The organism is Streptomyces sp. NPDC058470 (assembly GCF_042721055.1).
Taxonomy (GTDB): Bacteria; Actinomycetota; Actinomycetes; order Streptomycetales; family Streptomycetaceae; genus Streptomyces.
Genome location: NZ_JBHXMF010000041.1, coordinates 44617 through 57393 on the forward strand (window position 1 = coordinate 44617; position 12777 = coordinate 57393).

General features: G+C 71.7%; 12 protein-coding genes. 4 read left to right on the forward strand and 8 right to left on the reverse strand.

All coding sequences use genetic code 11. The features are described from left to right. Positions 1 to 33 precede the first annotated feature (33 nt). On the reverse strand, positions 34 to 378 hold the full coding sequence (locus ACFWP7_RS27695; RefSeq protein WP_384386307.1) for a hypothetical protein: 345 nt from the start codon (positions 376 to 378) through the stop codon (positions 34 to 36). Positions 379 to 488: 110 nt separating this feature from the next. Between ACFWP7_RS27695 and ACFWP7_RS27700 the strand changes: the two genes are divergently transcribed. Then, the gene (locus ACFWP7_RS27700; protein ID WP_384386310.1) at positions 489 to 830 is read left to right on the forward strand and encodes a hypothetical protein; all 342 of its coding nucleotides are present in this window, start codon (positions 489 to 491) and stop codon (positions 828 to 830) included. Between the two features lie 37 nt (positions 831 to 867). Further along, positions 868 to 1605 carry a DUF2625 family protein gene (locus ACFWP7_RS27705; RefSeq protein ID WP_384386312.1) on the forward strand — a complete coding sequence of 246 codons (738 nt, stop codon included), beginning with the start codon at positions 868 to 870 and terminating at the stop codon, positions 1603 to 1605. A gap of 84 nt (positions 1606 to 1689) precedes the next feature. On the opposite strand, the gene ACFWP7_RS27710 is transcribed toward ACFWP7_RS27705, so the two are convergent. The 5 genes from ACFWP7_RS27710 to ACFWP7_RS27730 form a co-directional block, all read right to left on the reverse strand. Next, positions 1690 to 3360: a DEAD/DEAH box helicase gene (locus ACFWP7_RS27710; protein WP_384386316.1), complete on the reverse strand. Its 1671-nt coding sequence runs from the start codon at positions 3358 to 3360 to the stop codon at positions 1690 to 1692. Positions 3361 to 3473: 113 nt separating this feature from the next. Then, positions 3474 to 3677 (reverse strand): cold-shock protein, encoded by a 204-nt coding sequence (locus ACFWP7_RS27715; protein ID WP_266455269.1) that lies wholly within the window; start codon positions 3675 to 3677, stop codon positions 3474 to 3476. Between the two features lie 242 nt (positions 3678 to 3919). After that, a complete protein-coding gene (gene hutH / locus ACFWP7_RS27720) occupies positions 3920 to 5458 on the reverse strand; it encodes a histidine ammonia-lyase (RefSeq protein ID WP_384386401.1) in 1539 nt (512 codons plus the stop codon). A gap of 106 nt (positions 5459 to 5564) precedes the next feature. Further along, positions 5565 to 6710: a diguanylate cyclase domain-containing protein gene (locus tag ACFWP7_RS27725; protein WP_384386319.1), complete on the reverse strand. Its 1146-nt coding sequence runs from the start codon at positions 6708 to 6710 to the stop codon at positions 5565 to 5567. Positions 6711 to 6955: 245 nt separating this feature from the next. Next, the gene (locus ACFWP7_RS27730; protein WP_384386322.1) at positions 6956 to 7768 is read right to left on the reverse strand and encodes an enoyl-CoA hydratase/isomerase family protein; all 813 of its coding nucleotides are present in this window, start codon (positions 7766 to 7768) and stop codon (positions 6956 to 6958) included. A 202-nt stretch (positions 7769 to 7970) separates the two neighbouring features. Between ACFWP7_RS27730 and ACFWP7_RS27735 the strand changes: the two genes are divergently transcribed. After that, positions 7971 to 8549, forward strand: a complete 579-nt coding sequence (locus ACFWP7_RS27735; protein WP_384386325.1) for a hypothetical protein — start codon at positions 7971 to 7973, stop codon at positions 8547 to 8549. Here the strand turns inward: ACFWP7_RS27735 and ACFWP7_RS27740 are convergent. Together ACFWP7_RS27740 and ACFWP7_RS27745 are read right to left on the reverse strand one after the other, a co-directional pair. After that, entirely contained in the window at positions 8546 to 9739 is a 1194-nt protein-coding gene (locus ACFWP7_RS27740) for an adenylate/guanylate cyclase domain-containing protein (protein ID WP_384386327.1), read from the reverse strand. The genes ACFWP7_RS27735 and ACFWP7_RS27740 overlap by 4 nt on opposite strands. A gap of 346 nt (positions 9740 to 10085) precedes the next feature. Beyond that, positions 10086 to 10952, reverse strand: a complete 867-nt coding sequence (locus ACFWP7_RS27745) for a biotin--[acetyl-CoA-carboxylase] ligase (RefSeq protein ID WP_384386330.1) — start codon at positions 10950 to 10952, stop codon at positions 10086 to 10088. 207 nt (positions 10953 to 11159) lie between these two features. Here ACFWP7_RS27745 and ACFWP7_RS27750 point away from each other — a divergent pair, with 207 nt between their 5' ends. After that, entirely contained in the window at positions 11160 to 12761 is a 1602-nt protein-coding gene (locus tag ACFWP7_RS27750) for an acyl-CoA carboxylase subunit beta (RefSeq protein ID WP_384386334.1), read from the forward strand. The last annotated feature ends 16 nt before the right edge of the window (positions 12762 to 12777 follow it).

Below are 12777 nucleotides of genomic sequence, written 5' to 3' on the forward strand. Positions count from 1 at the left end.
TGCCGCCCGGGGTCACGATTTCCCCAAGAAGCTTCAGCCGACGCCGACTTCCTCGTCGTCCTCGGCGTCATCATCCTCGTCGAGGTCCCAATCCGGCGAATCGGGATCGTAGTCAATCGGCTCGCTGCTCCAGGAAGCCTGGGCGAGTTCGATCCCGGGCACCTCGCTGACCAGGTCGAACGGGTCGATGAGATAGGCGAGGGCCTCGGCAGTGTCTTCCGTCACTGCGTTCTCGGCGTGCGCCCGCTCGTCGGCCGGCATGGCCGTGTCCTCGGCGATCCGCCGCAGCGCGGCCTTGGCGACGGCGTCGGCGTCATCGACTTCAAGCACCAGTTCGACACGAAGCCGGACAAACTGTGCTGTCTCAGGAGTACTCATGGGACGGAGCGTACGACCCACAGGTTCCGCGACTTTCCCACGACCCGCGCCTTTCATTAGCATCGGTCCACACGGCCAATTCGCCAGCGCCACAAGGGGATCGATATTTCGTGTCCGCCGCACGTCGATCGTTGCTGACCGCCACTGCCGCGGGGACCCTCCTGGGGGCCCTGTGGTTCGTCCCGTCCGCCAACGCGACCCAGGACGAGCCCGTCTCGACGTCAACCGGTGCACCGGCCAGTCCGTCGGCCGGTCCGACCACCACGACCACCGTGGACGGGACCTCCACGGGGTCGGAGCCGGAGTCCCAGTTGGGCGGCGAACCGACCCGGCTGGCCGACACCGGAAGCTTCGACACGACGCCGTACGTCATCGGCGGCACCCTCTGCCTCGGCCTTGGCGCCGGGTTCGTGACCTACTCGGTGCGCCGGGAGCGCACGGCGGCCTACTGAGCGCGGTGCTGCGGCGCCCGGACCCGACGGGGAACCCATGCGAGACCTGACCGAGCTGACCGATGTCGAGGAGCCCGCGTGGCCTCTCCTCTCCGCGAAGCTCGCCAACACGAGCTCGGTGTCACTGGAAGTGCTCCCGGTGGACCCCGCGCAGGGCCGCGGAACCCTGCTCCAGTTACAGGTCACGGCCCGGTCCTGGCTGGGCGCGCTGGCGCTGAACTGCGGCGGAGTGGTGCTGGACAGCGGATGGCTGCGCATCTACGGCAGTCCGGGCGACGAGACACCCGCGGGCCCGCCCGGCCTCGCCGAGATCAACGACTTCCCCGCCCGTTTCGATCCGGCGTGGCGGCCGGAGGGCGGACTTGTCGTCGGCCATGACGTCCTGGGCGGCGTCTTCGTCCTGAACGGATCCGACCCCGAAGCCGAGGGCCGCCCCGGCCGGCCCGGCGAGATGATCTACTTCGCGCCGGACTCGCTGCGCTGGGAGTCCCTCGAGGTGGGCCACGCGGCCTGGCTCGACTGGCTCCTGACCGGCGGTATGGACCAGTTCTACGACACCCTGCGCTGGCCCGGCTGGCGGGGCGAGTCCGGCGCCCTGACCGGCGTCCAGGGCCTCTCCGTCTTCCCGTTCCTCTGGTCCGCCGACGCGCGCCGCGACCTCTCGGCCACCAGCCGCCGCCCGGTCCCCCTCGCCGAAATCCTCGACCTCCACCGCAGCTCCGCCTTCAAGCTCGACTCGGTCGACCCGGGCTTCTTCGGCGAGGTACACGACTGAGGCCCGCTTCCGGCAAAAACTGAGGGGGTGTTGTGCGAGCCGGATCGGCCCGCACAACACCCCCTCAGCCGTACGCCTTCTTACTTACGCCGCGCGACGGCCTCCGCCGCCCTCGCCACCGCGTTCCGTGCGGCGCTGCGGGGCACGGCCACGGCCGCCCGCACGGCTCGCACCCGCGGCGCCACCGTTCTCGGTGCGACGGCCGCCGGAGCGCTGCTGGGGCTGACGGCCCTGCGACTCGGCACCGGAACCCGAACCCCCGCTCTGTGTGCGGGTACCCGTGCCCTGTGTGCGAGTACCCGTGCCCTGGGGACGACGGGCTCCGCCGCCCACCCGGGGACGGGACTTGGGCCGCTTCGGCTGCTCGGCGACCTGGGGCACCTCGACGACCACGGGGACCCCGGAGGGCTCGCGGGCGCCGGTGATACGGGCCAGCTCCTCGTCGCCGGACTTGACGCGGGCGATGCGCGGGTTGATGCCTGCGTCGGCCATCAGACGGGTCATCTCGCGCTTCTGCTCGGGAAGCACCAGCGTGACGACGCTGCCGGACTCACCGGCACGGGCGGTACGGCCGCCGCGGTGCAGGTAGTCCTTGTGGTCGGCCGGCGGGTCGACGTTGACCACGAGGTCGAGGTCGTCGATGTGGATACCGCGGGCGGCCACGTTGGTGGCGACCAGCACGGTGACCTGACCGGTCTTGAACTGGTCCAGGGTGCGGTTGCGCTGCGGCTGGCTGCGCCCGCCGTGCAGCGCGGACGCCCGGACACCGCTGGCCAGCAGCCGCTTGGTGAACCGGTCGGCGCCGCGCTTGGTGTCCACGAAGAGGATCACCCGGCCCTCACGCGCCGCGATCCGCATCGCCACGGCCTTCTTGTCGGTCTCGTCGGCGACGTGCAGCACGTGGTGCTCCATGGTGGTCACCGTGCCCGCCGACGGGTCCACGGAGTGCACGACGGGGTCGGTGAGGAACATCTTGACCAGCCGGTCGATGTTCTTGTCGAGCGTCGCCGAGAAGAGCAGCCGCTGACCGCCCGGCTCGACCTGCTTGAGCAGCGCCGTGACCTGCGGCATGAAGCCCATGTCGGCCATCTGGTCGGCCTCGTCGAGGACGGTGATGGAGACCTGGCCGAGCGTGCAGTCGCCCCGCTCGATGAGGTCCTTGAGCCGCCCGGGGGTGGCCACCAGCACCTCGGCGCCGCGCCGCAGCGTCCCGGACTGGCGGCCGATCGACATACCGCCGACGGCCGTCACGATACGGAGGTTCACCGCGGTCGCGTACGGCGTCAGCGCGTCGTTGACCTGCTGCGCGAGCTCACGGGTGGGGACGAGCACCAGCGCGAGCGGCGCCTTGCTCTCGGCCCGGCGGCCCGCGGTGCGCGCCAGCAGGGCGAGGCCGAAGGCGAGCGTCTTGCCGGAGCCGGTGCGGCCACGGCCGAGCACGTCGCGCCCGGCGAGGGCGTTGGGCAGGGTGGCGCCCTGGATCGGGAAGGGCTCGGTGACACCCTGGGCCGTCAGGGTCTTGGTCAGCGCGGCCGGCATGTCCAGCGCGTCGAAGGACTCGACGGCGGGCAGTGCGGGCGTGATGCTCTCGGGCAGCGAGAACTCCTGCGGCGGCGGCGCGGCCTTGCGGGCCCCGGCCTTGTTGCCGGCGCCCCGGCCCGCGTTCCTCGCGGAGGCGGAGGCAGCGCCGGTCTGGGGCTGGGTACCGCGTGCGTTCGCCGGCCTCTTACGGACGGGACGTTCGGATCGAGTCATGCTGGATCTGGATTTCCTTCCTGGGCCACACGGACAGCACACGCGCACAGCGCGAGCCGGGGCCCGCACCCGAAGGTGCGGGGCCCCGGCTCTGGAAAAGCGCTTCGCCTGATTTAGGCGGGAACGATGTTCTCCGCCTGCAGGCCCTTCTGGCCCTGCGCGACGTCGAACGAGACCTTCTGGCCCTCCAGCAGCTCACGGAAGCCGGAGCTGGCGATGTTGGAGTAGTGAGCGAAGACGTCGGGGCCGCCGCCGTCCTGCTCGATGAAGCCGAAGCCCTTTTCCGCGTTGAACCACTTCACGGTGCCTGTTGCCATGTTTCTCTCCTGAATAGGTAGGGGCCCCCATCCGGAGATGCACCGGGAAAAGCCGGAGATGCCGGTAAAACAAAACGCGCCTGCGGAAGATTCCGATCAGGCGCACAAAGTAAATGGGTACCAAAAACGTATCAATGTGACAGTAGCACACCTGTGATCGCCTCCGGTCCCCGAAGGGCCCGGACGTGACGAGGACCACCGTACAGCCGACGGCGGCCCTCGCCACGCAGGACTCCGATCCGTCAGGCCAGCGGACCCGTCACCGGCTCCACGGCCGCGACCACCTGTCCGGCGCGCACGAACGCGTCCGCCGCCGCCAGGTCCGGTGCGAGGAAGCGGTCGGGACCGGGGCCCTGGACGCCGGCCGCGCGGACGGCGTCGATGACCGCCTGCGAGGCGGGGGCCGGAACAAGGCCCTCGCGGAGCTCGATGGCGCGCGTGGCGGCGTACAGCTCGATGGCGACGATGCGGGTGAGGTTGTCGACGGCGGTGCGCAGCTTGCGCGCGGCGGACCAGCCCATCGACACGTGGTCCTCCTGCATCGCGGAGGACGGGATGGAGTCCGCGGACGCCGGTACGGCGAGCCGCTTCATCTCGCTCACCAGGGCGGCCTGCGTGTACTGGGCGATCATCAGGCCCGAGTCGACGCCGGCGTCGTCCGCGAGGAACGGCGGCAGTCCGTGCGAGCGGTTCTTGTCGAGCAGCCGGTCGGTGCGCCGCTCGGCGATGGAGCCGAGGTCGGCGGCGGCGATGGCGAGGAAGTCGAGGACGTAGGCGACCGGGGCGCCATGGAAGTTGCCGTTCGACTCCACCCGGCCGTCGGGGAGTACGACAGGGTTGTCGACGGCGGAGGCCAGCTCGCGCTCGGCGACCGTGCGGGCGTGGGCGAGGGTGTCGCGTCCGGCGCCGGCGACCTGTGGGGCGCAGCGCACGGAGTAGGCGTCCTGGACGCGCGGGGCGCCGTCCTGGTGGTGCCCGGTGAGCTCCGAACCCTTCAGTACGGCCAGCATGTTGGCGGCCGCGGCGCTCTGCCCGGGGTGCGGGCGGATGGCGTGCAGTTCGGGGGCGAGGACCTTGTCGGTACCGAGCAGGGCTTCCAGCGACAGGGCGGCCGTCACGTCGGCCGACTTGTAGAGGGTCTCCAGGTCGGCGAGGGCCATGACCAGCATGCCGAGCATGCCGTCGGTGCCGTTCAGGAGGGCGAGGCCTTCCTTCTCGCGCAGTTCGACGGCGGTGATGCCGGCCTCGGCGAGCAGTTCGCCCGCGGGCCGTACGACACCGTCAGGACCCTCCGCGTCGCCCTCGCCCATGAGGGTCAGGGCGCAGTGGGACAGCGGGGCCAGGTCGCCGGAGCAGCCGAGCGAGCCGTACTCGTGGACGACCGGGGTGATACCGGCGTTCAGGATGTCGGCCATGGTCTGCGCGACCTCGGGCCGCACGCCCGTGTGCCCCGAGCAGAGGGTCTTGAGCCGCAGGAACATCAGCGCCCTGACGACCTCGCGCTCGACGCGCGGACCCATCCCGGCGGCGTGCGAGCGGACGATGTTGCGCTGCAGCTGGGCGCGGAGTTCCGGGCTGATGTGCCGGCTCGCGAGGGCGCCGAACCCGGTGGAGACGCCGTAGACGGGCTCCGGCCTGGCGGCCAGCGCGTCGACGATCTTGCGGGCCGCGGCGAGGGCCGCCACCGCCTCGCCGGAGAGCTCGATCCGGGCGCCGGCGCGCGCCACGGCGAGAACGTCGGACGCGGTCACCCCGGACGTCCCCACCACCACAGTGTGCATATCCATATTCAGGAGCGTACGCAGTGAATTCTATGATGTCACTAGTGGGTGTCGGGTTGGCCCCTTACTTGGACGTACGTCACTGGGGGCGTCCAGAGCTGCCCGCTCAAGGGCGACCCCGGAAGCGGCGCCGCTCCCCCGCCCCTTCCTTCGACGGGGCGTCGGCGAGGCGTACGACCGGGTCGTCGGGGCCTTCGCGCCCGGCGACCACGGGTTTCGCCGCCCGTACGGCCTTCGCGCGGTACTGGGCGGCGTCGGCCAGCCGGAACAGTCGCCGGGCCGAGCGCACCGGCCCGATCGGGTCCTGGGTCGAGGCGACCCCGCAGGCCACGCCCTCGCCGAGCTCCAACTCGGCGGCGCGGCGGCAGAGTTCGTCGGCGACGCGGACGACCTCGTCGGCGGCCGGGCCTACCGCGAGCAGGCAGAACTCGTCACCGCCGAGCCGGGCCGTGAGGGTGCCCGGGAGCATCGCGCCGCACAGGGAGAGCACGGACCCGAACCGTTCGAGGAGCCGGTCGCCGACCGCGTGCCCGCGGGTGTCGTTGACCCGCTTGAGCCCGTTGAGATCACAGACGACGAGGCTGACCACGACCGACTCGTCCTCCTTGTGACGGTCGATGGCCTCGTCGAGCCGTACGTCGACGGCGCGGCGGTTGGCGAGACCGGTGAGGGCGTCCGTGAACGCCAGCCGCCTGGCCTCCTCCAGCCGCTCGGTCTGCGCGATCCCGGCCGCGACGACCGAGGCCAGTACGGTCGCGAAGTCGGCGTCGGCCCGGTCGAAGACCGGGGCTCCCGCCGGGCGGGCCACATAGAGCTCGCCCCAGGCGCGGCCGTGCAGCACGATCGGGGCGACGACGCAGCAGCCGCGGCCTCGGCGGCGCAGGGCGGCGACGCGCTGATGGCAGTAACCGGCGTGGCCCCCGGCCGGGCCCTCCGCGGTCTCGACCCAGGCGTCGGGCTCGCCACCGCCGGCCCATCGCTCGTGCAGGAACTCGGTGATCTCCGGGAACTGGTGCACCGGGTAGGCCTCCTCGTCCGGGAACTCCTCCTCGCCCTCCACCCGCTCCCCCACGTTCACCAGGACCCGCAGCCGACCGAGCTCCCGCTCCCACACCGAGAGCGCCGCGAAGCTCCCCGAGAGTGCGTGACAGACCCCGACGGCCGCCGCCCGCCAGGACTCGCTCGGGGTGTGCGCCGCCGCCATCCCCTGCGCCAGCTCCACCACGGCCCTCAGCCGTCTGTCCTCACCCATCACTCCAGGCTAGGTAAAATCACATCATTTGGGGACATTGATGCGGCGAACAGGGGTTCTGAGAGGGGGTGGCCCCGCGGAGGTTTTTTCGCCCCCTCCGCCCCTACCCGTCCCTTGTTCCTGGGGGCTGCCGCCCCCAGACCCCCGCTGTCGGTCTGAACGGCCTCAGCCTCGAACGCCGGACGGGCCGACACGGGGCGTAGCCCCGGAAGTACGGGACGGGCAGGGGCGGAGGGGGCGAAAAACTACACCCCCGGCCACTCCGGCGTGCGCTTCTCGTTGAACGCCGCCACACCCTCCGCCCGGTCCCCCGAGAACGCGACGGACCACCAGGCGGCGTCCTCGACCTCGAGCCCGGCCCGGAGATCGAGACCGTGGCCGACACGCAGCGCACGCTTGGCCGCACGCAACCCGACCGGAGAGTTCCCCGCGATGCGGGACGCCAGCGCGAGGGCCTCCTCGCGATCCCGGCCGGCGTCGACCAGCACATCGACAAGCCCCAACTCCCGCGCCTCAACAGCCTCCACCCGCCGCGCCGAGAAGATCAGCTCGGCCGCGCGAGCGGAACCGACCCGGCGCGGCAGCAGCTGCGTACCGCCCCCGCCGGGAATCACCCCGACCGACACCTCGGGCAGCCCGACGACCGCCGTACGGTCGGCCACGATCAGATCGCAGGACAGCGCCAGCTCGAACCCGCCGCCCAGCGCGAACCCGTGCACGGCGGCAACGGCCGGCATCGGCAGCTCAAGGACCCCGGTGTACGCAGCCCGCGCGACCGGCCGCTGACGCACCAGCTCGGCGTCGGTGAAGGAGTTCCGTTCCTTCAGGTCGGCGCCCACACAGAAGGCGCGCTCATGGGGCGAGGTCAGCACGGCCACCCGTACGTCCGGGTCGGCGGCGAGCGCCTCGCAGGCACCGGCGAGGGAGCGGGCCATGGCCGTGGACACCGCGTTCATGGCCTTCGGCCGGTCGAGGACGAGTTCCGCGACGTACCCGTGCCGCCGCACGACGACGAACTCCCCGAACCGCCGCTCGTCCCCTTGCTCCAGCTCCGCCATGACGCCCTCCGGTTAACGCGGGTTAACAACCGACCCTCCGATCATCGCAGCAGCCGCTGCCCACGGGAACCCGCCTCCTCGCCCGCCGCCCACCCGTTCGAGTGACACCGCCCGAACTCCCGGCCCCCGCCCTCACCCGGCGCATAACGTGCGCACCGCCGCAGCGCATCGGGGAGCGCGGGCACCTTGGGGAGGTAGGAGCATGACGAATCGGGAGACGACCCGTGGGCGGCATCGCAGGCCGCGCCCGCGGCGGGTGTTCGTTGCCGTGGGGGGACTGGCCCTGGCGGCGGGGGCGTTGAGCCTCGTACGACTGGCGCCGGAGTCGGTGATCTGGGGCATGGGGGCCCCGGACGCTGAGCCGACGACGGGCACGGTCACCGACACGGCCGGCAATGCCGTCGCGACCGTGGAGGCCGTGCCCTCGGCACATCCGGTGGCCGCCACGACGCCGGCCGTGATGGGCGGGGAGACCGTGCTGCCGACGCCGGGAGTGAGCCTCGCGCCCACCCCGGCACCGACGCCGACACGGCTGGTGACGGGCCCGTCGACACCTGTCGGCGCCCCCGTGGGCGGTACGCCGGACGCGACCGGCATTCCCACCGGTCAGGCTCCCGCTCCCGCGGCGCCGCAGCCACCGGCCGCGACCACCGCCGCTGCCGCCCCGAGCGCGACCACACCCACACCCACGGCGAGCGCGAAACCCAAGCCTCCCCGCCTGTGCGTACCGATCATCGGGCTCTGTGTGAGCGGTCTGAAGCAGCCGCTCGGCGGGCGTTAGGACTCGGTGTCGCGACGGGCGAGCAGCCAGGGCTCGACCACGCCGAGACCGCGCACCGGGCGCTGCCACATCGGCTGGAGGGCGAAGCGGTAGGAGGGCGGTTCCTCGCCCTCCTTCTCCGCGGCGGCCGCGGCCTCGGCGGCCTCCGCCTCGGAGGCGGGCGCGTCGGCGGTACGGATGAGTTCCTCCGCGAAGGCCCCGTCCACCAGGACGGCGTCCCGTGGCGCTATCGAGGTGAGGCGGCTCGCGAGGTTGACCGTCGTACCGAACACGTCGCCCATGCGTGTCGTCACCGTGCCGAAGGCGATGCCGACACGCAGTTCCGGCATGGTGTCGTCGTTCGCCATGGTCTCGATGAGGCGCAGCGCGATCTCGGCGGCGACCCCGGCGTCGTCGGCCGCGTACAGGACCTCGTCGCCCAGCGTCTTGATGAGCCGGCCGCCGTGCGCGGCCACCAGGTCGGCGGCCGTGGTCTCGAAGGCCTCGACCAGTTCGCCGAGTTCCTCCTCCTCCATGCGGCGGGTCAGCCGGGTGAAGCCGACGAGGTCCGCGAAACCGACGGCGAGGCGGCGGTCGACCATCTCCTCGTCGTCCGCCGCCTGTACGACCCGGCCTGTCGCGGCCGCGAGTTGGCGGCGCCAGACGTAGACGATGAACTCCTCCAGCTCGGGCAGGAGCAGCTCGATCAGGGGGTACGTCACCTCGGTGCGCGTCATCCCCGGTTCCGGGGGCTCGGTCAGGCCCTCCAGGAAGGAGTCGATCTGCCATTCGGCGAGGCGGGCGGTGGTCTGGCCGGTGGAACGGGCCACCTGGACCGCCATCGCCTCGCTCAGCAGGCCCGCCTCGACGAGGCCCGCGAGGCGGCGCAGGGCGAGGACGTCGGCTTCCGTGAGCGCCTTGGCCTGGCCGATGTCGGCGAAGCCCATGGCTCGCCAGAAGCGGGAGGCCAGTTCCATCGAGACGCCCGCGCTGCGGGCCGCCTGGAAGGGGGTGTAGCGGCGCTCGGCGCCGAGGATCAGCTGCTCCAGGCGTAGCGCCAGGGGGTCCTCGCCCGAGTCGTGGTCGTCCTGTGCGTCCGTCCGTGCGGGGCCCTCGTGGAACCTATGGGTGACCGACCCGGTGGTAGGGCCCGGCTCGGCGTCGGGGGCGGGGTCTGCACCCGTACCGGAACCGGTGTCGTCAACGGTCACGCCTGCTGCCCTTCCGATCTGCCACGGTCAGGTATCGACCGCGCTCAACTCTACGGCAGGTGTGGGCTGGCTCACTCCTGACGGGTGCGCCGCGTGGGACTGGGGGTGGGGTTTTTCGCCCCCTCCGCCCCTTCCCGTCCCGTATCGGGGGGGGGGGCCGCCCCCGCCCCCCCCGAGCGGCCGGGGGGGCGGCCCCCCCCAACACCCCGCCCGCGGGACAGCGGGGGGCCGCGCCCCTTCCCGTCCCGTATCTGGGGGCTGCCGCCCCCAGACCCCCGCTTTCGGCCTGGACGGCCTCGCCCTCAAACGCCGGACGGGCTGAAACGGGGCGTAGCCGAACCCGCCCTCACCCCGCCCGCAGATGAACGATGTCCCCCGCCCCCACCGGCTCCTGCACCCCCTCCCCCGTGGCCAGTACCAGGCGCCCGTCCCCGTCCACGGCCACCGCCTCCCCGCTGATCGACCGCCCGCCGGGCAGCTCGGCCCGCACCACGCGCCCGAGCGTCGCGCACCCGGCGGCGTACGCCTCCTGGAGCCCGGACGCGACAGGGTCGCCGCCGACGGCGCGCCACCGCTCGTACCACTCCGCGAGCGACCGCAGGACGGCCCGCAGCACCGTGTCACGGTCGGTCGTCGCCGCTCCCGCGAGGACGAGGGAACCGGCTCCGGGCACGGGCAGCTCGTCCGCGCGCAGGGTGACGTTGATGCCGATGCCGACGACGACGGCGTCGGTCCCGGCGCGCTCGGCGAGGATGCCGCCGGTCTTGCGTTCCGCGCCGTCCACGGTGACCAGGAGGTCGTTGGGCCACTTGAGTGCCGTATCGACGCCGGCGGCCCGCGACAGTGCCGTCGCCACCGCGACCCCGGTGAGCAGCGGCAGCCAGCCCCAGCGTGCGACGGGGACCCCGGCGGGCTTCAGCAGGACGGAGAAGAAGAGGCCGGAGCGGGCCGGTGCCGTCCACCGGCGGTCCAGGCGGCCGCGCCCGGCGTTCTGCTCCTCGGCGACGAGTACCGCGCCCTCGGCGGCCTTCCCGCCGGTGGCGAGGGCGACGAGGTCGGAGTTGGTCGACCCGGTGCGGGCGACCACCTCGATCCCGGACCAGAGGCTGCCGTCCCGTACCAGCGCCTTGCGCAGGGCAGTCGCGTTGAGCGGCGGACGGTCCAGGTCGGACCACCGGTTGTCGTTGGCGTCTGATGCATCTCGCGGCGTCATGCAACCCACCCTAGGTGTGGTAAACGCCGCACTGCCGAACCGTATCTGCGCCACTACCCTACGACTCAGTAGCAAGGCCCTGAGCAGCACGGTCGAGCGGACGCCCGGCAGTACACCTGCACAGCGCCCATGAGTAGCACTCTTGAGCAGCATTCTTGAGCATGTAACCCGCACGTCCCCACTGAGCAGGCAGGGAGCCGCATCCCGATGTCCGAGCCGGAAGAGCTGCACCACCCCGACATCCACACCACCGCCGGCAAGATCGCGGACCTGCAGCACCGCATCGAGGAGGCGACGCACGCCGGCTCGGCCCGTGCCGTCGAAAAGCAGCACGCCAAGGGCAAGTTGACGGCCCGTGAGCGGATCGAGCTGCTCCTCGACGAGTCCTCCTTCGTCGAGTTCGACGAGTTCGCGCAGCACCGGTCCACGGACTTCGGCCTGGCGAACAACCGCCCGTACGGCGACGGTGTCGTCACCGGGTACGGCACGGTCGACGGCCGTCCCGTCGCGGTGTTCTCGCAGGACTTCACCGTCTTCGGCGGCGCCCTCGGCGAGGTCTTCGGCCAGAAGATCATGAAGGTGATGGACTTCGCGCTGAAGACCGGCTGTCCGGTCATCGGTATCAACGACTCGGGCGGCGCCCGCATCCAGGAGGGTGTCAGCGCGCTGGGCATGTACGGCGAGATCTTCCGCCGGAACACCCACGCGTCCGGGGTCATTCCGCAGATCTCGCTCGTCGTCGGCCCCTGCGCGGGCGGCGCGGTCTACTCCCCCGCGATCACCGACTTCACGATCATGGTCGATCAGACCTCGCACATGTTCATCACCGGGCCCGACGTCATCAAGACGGTGACGGGTGAGGACGTCGGCTTCGAGGAGCTGGGCGGCGCCCGGACCCACAACTCGGTGTCCGGCGTGGCCCATCACATGGCGGGCGACGAGAAGGACGCCATCGAGTACGTCAAGCAACTGCTGTCGTACCTGCCGTCCAACAACCTCAGCGAGCCCCCGGTCTTCCCGGAGGAGGCGGACCTCACCGTCACCGACGAGGACCGCGAGCTGGACGTGATCGTGCCGGACAGCGCGAACCAGCCGTACGACATGCACACGGTGATCGAACACATCCTGGACGACGCCGAGTTCTTCGAGACGCAGCCGTTGTTCGCGCCGAACATCCTCACCGGGTTCGGACGGGTGGAGGGCCGGCCCGTCGGTATCGTCGCCAACCAGCCGATGCAGTTCGCGGGTTGCCTGGACATCGACGCGAGCGAGAAGGCCGCGCGGTTCGTCCGGACGTGCGACGCCTTCAACGTCCCGGTCATCACGTTCGTGGACGTGCCCGGCTTCCTCCCCGGCGTCGACCAGGAGCACACCGGCATCATCCGCCGCGGCGCCAAGCTGATCTACGCCTATGCCGAGGCGACCGTCCCGCTCATCACGGTCATCACCCGCAAGGCCTTCGGCGGCGCGTACGACGTGATGGGCTCCAAGCACCTGGGCGCCGACCTCAACCTCGCCTGGCCCACCGCCCAGATCGCGGTGATGGGCGCGCAGGGCGCGGTCAACATCCTGCACAAGCGCACCATCGCGGCCGTCACGGACCCCGACGAGGCAGAGGCGACCCGGGCCCGCCTGATCCAGGAGTACGAGGATGCCCTCCTCAACCCCTACACGGCGGCCGAGCGCGGCTACATCGACGGCGTGATCATGCCGTCCGACACCCGCGCCCATGTCGTACGCGGCCTGCGTGCGCTGCGTACGAAGCGGGAATCACTGCCTCCGAAGAAGCACGGCAACATCCCCCTCTAGGCCCCCTGGGAGCGGT

Coding starts and splice junctions, on each gene's coding strand:
- ACFWP7_RS27695 (WP_384386307.1), bottom strand. CDS start 378: ATGAGTACTCCTGAGACAGCACAGTTTGTCCGGCTTCGTGTCGAACTG.
- ACFWP7_RS27705 (WP_384386312.1), top strand. CDS start 868: ATGCGAGACCTGACCGAGCTGACCGATGTCGAGGAGCCCGCGTGGCCT.
- ACFWP7_RS27745 (WP_384386330.1), bottom strand. CDS start 10,952: ATGACGCCGCGAGATGCATCAGACGCCAACGACAACCGGTGGTCCGAC.
- ACFWP7_RS27725 (WP_384386319.1), bottom strand. CDS start 6,710: ATGGGTGAGGACAGACGGCTGAGGGCCGTGGTGGAGCTGGCGCAGGGG.
- ACFWP7_RS27710 (WP_384386316.1), bottom strand. CDS start 3,360: ATGACTCGATCCGAACGTCCCGTCCGTAAGAGGCCGGCGAACGCACGC.
- ACFWP7_RS27715 (WP_266455269.1), bottom strand. CDS start 3,677: ATGGCAACAGGCACCGTGAAGTGGTTCAACGCGGAAAAGGGCTTCGGC.
- ACFWP7_RS27735 (WP_384386325.1), top strand. CDS start 7,971: ATGACGAATCGGGAGACGACCCGTGGGCGGCATCGCAGGCCGCGCCCG.
- hutH (WP_384386401.1), bottom strand. CDS start 5,458: ATGCACACTGTGGTGGTGGGGACGTCCGGGGTGACCGCGTCCGACGTT.
- ACFWP7_RS27730 (WP_384386322.1), bottom strand. CDS start 7,768: ATGGCGGAGCTGGAGCAAGGGGACGAGCGGCGGTTCGGGGAGTTCGTC.
- ACFWP7_RS27750 (WP_384386334.1), top strand. CDS start 11,160: ATGTCCGAGCCGGAAGAGCTGCACCACCCCGACATCCACACCACCGCC.